Source organism: bacterium, assembly GCA_027622355.1.
GTDB lineage: Bacteria > UBA8248 > UBA8248 > UBA8248 > UBA8248 > JAQBZT01.
In genome coordinates this window covers 1-3,791 of the sequence record JAQBZT010000274.1, presented here as the reverse complement: position 1 = coordinate 3,791, position 3,791 = coordinate 1, and the positions used below count along the sequence as shown (strand labels likewise).

5 protein-coding genes are annotated in these 3,791 nt (G+C 61.4%); all 5 read left to right on the top strand.

The window, feature by feature from the left end; all coding sequences use genetic code 11:
* On the top strand, positions 1 to 936 hold a 936-nt coding region (gene hprK / locus O2807_13255), incomplete at its 5' end, for an HPr(Ser) kinase/phosphatase (protein MDA1001468.1).
* The gene (locus O2807_13250; GenBank protein ID MDA1001467.1) at positions 933 to 1,355 is read left to right on the top strand and encodes a PTS sugar transporter subunit IIA; all 423 of its coding nucleotides are present in this window, start codon (positions 933 to 935) and stop codon (positions 1,353 to 1,355) included. The genes hprK and O2807_13250, both read left to right, overlap by 4 nt.
* A complete protein-coding gene (locus tag O2807_13245; protein MDA1001466.1) occupies positions 1,355 to 1,627 on the top strand; it encodes an HPr family phosphocarrier protein in 273 nt (90 codons plus the stop codon). Before O2807_13250 ends, O2807_13245 begins: the two co-directional genes overlap by 1 nt.
* Positions 1,627 to 3,402, top strand: coding sequence for a phosphoenolpyruvate--protein phosphotransferase (ptsP, locus tag O2807_13240; GenBank protein ID MDA1001465.1), 1,776 nt, complete (start codon positions 1,627 to 1,629; stop codon positions 3,400 to 3,402). Before O2807_13245 ends, ptsP begins: the two co-directional genes overlap by 1 nt.
* Before the next feature lie 21 nt (positions 3,403 to 3,423).
* Positions 3,424 to 3,791: S-adenosylmethionine synthetase N-terminal domain-containing protein (locus O2807_13235; GenBank protein ID MDA1001464.1), on the top strand; the 368-nt coding region annotated here is incomplete at its 3' end.

The window sequence follows — 3,791 nt, the reverse complement described above, 5'->3', positions numbered from 1 at the left end:
CTCGGCGAGCACCTGCGGATCGAGGTCCTGGGGGGGCGGGCCGGCTTCGGCCGCCTGATCAAAGACACGCGGTTCCAGAAAAACGGCTTGCCTCTCGCGGGATACCTGGAGGCCGTTCACCCCGATCGCATCCAGGTCTGGGGGAACACCGAGGTGGCGTATCTGAGCAGCCTGGAGCCGAAGCAGCAAGAGAGCGCCGTGCGCTCCTTTTTCGCTCTTCCGCTCTGCGCCGTCCTGGTCTCGACCGAGGTGCCGCTCCCGGAAATCGTGAAGGAGGTTTCCGATGCCGAGGGCGTTCCCTTGCTCCGCTCGCTTCTTCCGAGCATGGAAATGCTCAACCGGCTGATTGCCTATCTTGAGCTCCATCTTTCGCCCTGCGTGCATCTGCACGGCGTTCTCGTGGACCTCTATGGTGTAGGAGTTCTGATCCAGGGGAAAAGCGGGATCGGCAAGAGCGAGTGCGCGCTGCATCTCGTCACGCGGGGCCATCGCCTCGTGGCGGACGACGTGGTGGACATCCAGCTCCGTGGAAATGAGCTGGTCGGCCGGAGCACGGACATGCTGAAGCACCACATGGAGGTGCGCGGCCTGGGAATATTGAATCTGAAGGATCTTTTTGGCGTTGTCGCCATCCGCTACGAGAAGATGGTGGAACTGATCGTCGATCTCGTGGATTGGAGCGCGGATGTTTCATTCGATCGCCTGGGCATCGATCTGCAGACCAAGGAGGTGCTCGGGCAGGCCCTGCCGATGGTGCGCATCCCCGTGGCGCCGGGGAGAAACATCCCGACCCTGATCGAGATCGCCGCCCGGAATCTGCTGCTGCAACGGATGGGATACCACTCCGCCGATGAATTCAGCCGGCGCCTGTCCCGGCAAATCGCCATGGAATCCCCGGGCGCAGGGGGCGGCCTGGTGTCTGAGAAAAATCCGTGATCGGTCTCGTCGTCGTGGGACACGGAGATCTGCCGCGCGCCTTTTTGGCGGCGGCCGATTCCGTCCTGGCGGGAGGCTCCCGGATGCGCGCCGTCTCGCTGGGGGCGGAGGATGACCCGGGGGGGCTGCCGGAGGAAATCAAGCACGCTGTCCGCGAGGTGGACGATGGCGACGGGGTAATCATCATGACGGACATGATGGGCGGGACACCGACGAATGCGGCGCTTGCGATGCTGAACGACGAGAACGTGGAGGTGGTAACGGGCATCAACCTGCCGATGCTGTTGAAAATTCCGTTCCTGAAGGAAAAGACTGTTCACGAGGCGGCCGAGTTTCTCGTAGAATACGGGAGGCGGAATCTCGCCCAGCCGCGGGAGATGCTCCGCTCCATCCGCCGCCCGAAGCGGAAAGATGAGTGATGGCAACTGAGCGAAGGACGTTTGTCTGCAACAAGCTGGGCCTTCATGCGCGGGCGGCGGCGAAGTTCGTGCAGCTTTCCACCCAATTCGAAAGCGATATTTACATCCGGTGCCGCGATCTGGAGGTGGACGGGAAGAGCATCATGGGCGTCATGATGCTGGCCGCGAGCCCGGGCGCCGAGGTCACGATCCGGGCGGAGGGTCCCGATGCGAGCGCCGCGGTTGATGCCCTCGTTGCGCTGCTGGATAGCCGGTTCGGAGAGGAGGGGTGATGTCCCGGGAAGACACGGACACTCTCAAGGGAATCGGTGTATGCCCCGGCGTCGCCATCGGTGCGGCCTGCGTCATCGGAACCCACTACCAGGGGTTTTTGCGTTTCCACCTTCCCGCCGGGAAACTCGATGAGGAGGTGCGCCGCCTGAGCGGGGCTGTTGAGACCGCGAAACAGGAATTGGAGCTGATTCGCCGCGAGGCCGCCAGCCGGCTGGGTGAGGAGCATCTTTACATCCTTCATGCGAGCATGTTGCTCCTGAGTGACAAATCCCTCATCGGGGAGGCCGAAAAGCGCATCCGCGAATTCCGCAATAATGCGGAGTGGGCGGTCATGGCCGCGACCGAGCATTTTTCCCACGTCTTCGACGGGATGGACGATCCCTACTTTCAGTCCAAAAAAGTGGACATTGCCCAGGCCGGCGAGCGGATACTCCGTCATCTGACCCGCACCGACGTGCTCCGCGAGGATTTCGGAGAGCCGGGGATCATCGTCGCCCGCGATCTGACGCCGGGCGATGTGGTGGCGCTCTCGCGCCACGGTGTTCTGGGCTTCGTCACCGACATGGGCAACCGGGCCTCCCACACCGCCATCATGATGGAGGCGCTGGGCATCCCTGCGGTTGTCGGGGCGGGCGAGGCTTCGCGGCGGATCGCGACCGGGGAAACCATCATCTGCGACGCCCGGAACGGGGAGGTGGTGATTCGCCCCTCGGCGCCTGCGCAGAAGACCTACGAGAAGAACCGAAAGGTCTGGCAGAGTCTGCGGCGCCAGGATGAATCCTTTGATCGGGGCATCGCCAAGACGCGCGACGGCATCTGCATCTCTATCAGCGCGAACGTGGAGTCCGACGAGGAAGTGCGGCTCTTGCCGAGCTTCGGCATCGAGGGTGTCGGTCTTTTCCGCTCGGAATCTCTGTATTTCAACCGGAGTGATTTTCCCTCCGAGGAGGAGCACTACCGGCAATATCGCTGCCTGGCCGAAGCGGTTTCTCCCCACGCCGCGACGATCCGCACGCTGGACCTGGGTCTGGGGCAAAATGCCACTTTGTTCCACGGCGTGCGCAACGATGAACCCAACCCCGCGCTGGGCCTGCGCGGCCTGCGCCTTTCCCTTCGTTTTCCGGACTTATTCAAGCGGCAGCTCCGGGCCATCATCCGCGCTTCAGCCCACGGGAACGTCCGGGTTCTCTATCCGATGATTTCCGGGGTGGACGAGCTTCTGGAGGCGAAGCGCCTCTTTCTCGAGGCACAGGAGGAGTTGCGCTCGGAGGGCCATATTTTCGTTGACAATCTGGAGCAGGGGGTGATGATCGAAACCCCCGCAGCCGCGATTTGCTCTGATATTCTGGCCCGCGAGGCCGACTTTTTCAGCATTGGCAGCAACGATTTGACCCAATATACGCTGGCCGTCGATCGAGGGAACGAGCAGGTGGACCATCTTTACCGATCCCTCCATCCGGCCATGCTCAGGATGCTGCGCGACTTGACAAAAACCGCCCAAGAGGCCGAAATCCCTGTCTGTGTCTGTGGCGAGATGGCCGGCATTCCGGTGAATGTCCTCGTTCTCGCTGGCCTGGGGATCCGCTCTTTCAGCATGACGATGTTCCGAGCCCGAGAGGTGAAAAAAGCCATCCGCAGTGTGCATTTTGCGGACATGGAATCCATGGCGCAATCGCTACTTGCCTGCCGCTCCTCCCGGGAGATCGAGGAGCGTCTCGCTAAATTTTGGTTTGATCTGGAAAAGGAAGAAAGCCGAGTTGAATCCGCTGTGTAATTTTCCGACCTGGAGGCGTGAATGGATTTAAATCATCTCGACGAATTTATCTTTACCTCGGAGTCCGTCTCCGAAGGCCACCCGGACAAAATGGCCGATCAGATTAGCGACGCCATCCTCGATGAGATCCTGCGTCAGGATCCGAACGGGCGGGTTGCCTGCGAAACCCTCCTTACGACCGGAATTGTCTTTATCGCCGGCGAGATTACCACCAAGGCCCATTACGATGCCAAGATACTGGCCCGCGAAACCATCCGGGAAATCGGGTACGACAACGCGGCCTACGGCTTCGACTGCGATACCTGCGCCATCGTGACCGCCATTGGCAACCAGTCTCCGAACATTTCGCAAGGCGTTTCCGAGGGAGAGGGGCTTTTCCAGGAGCAGGG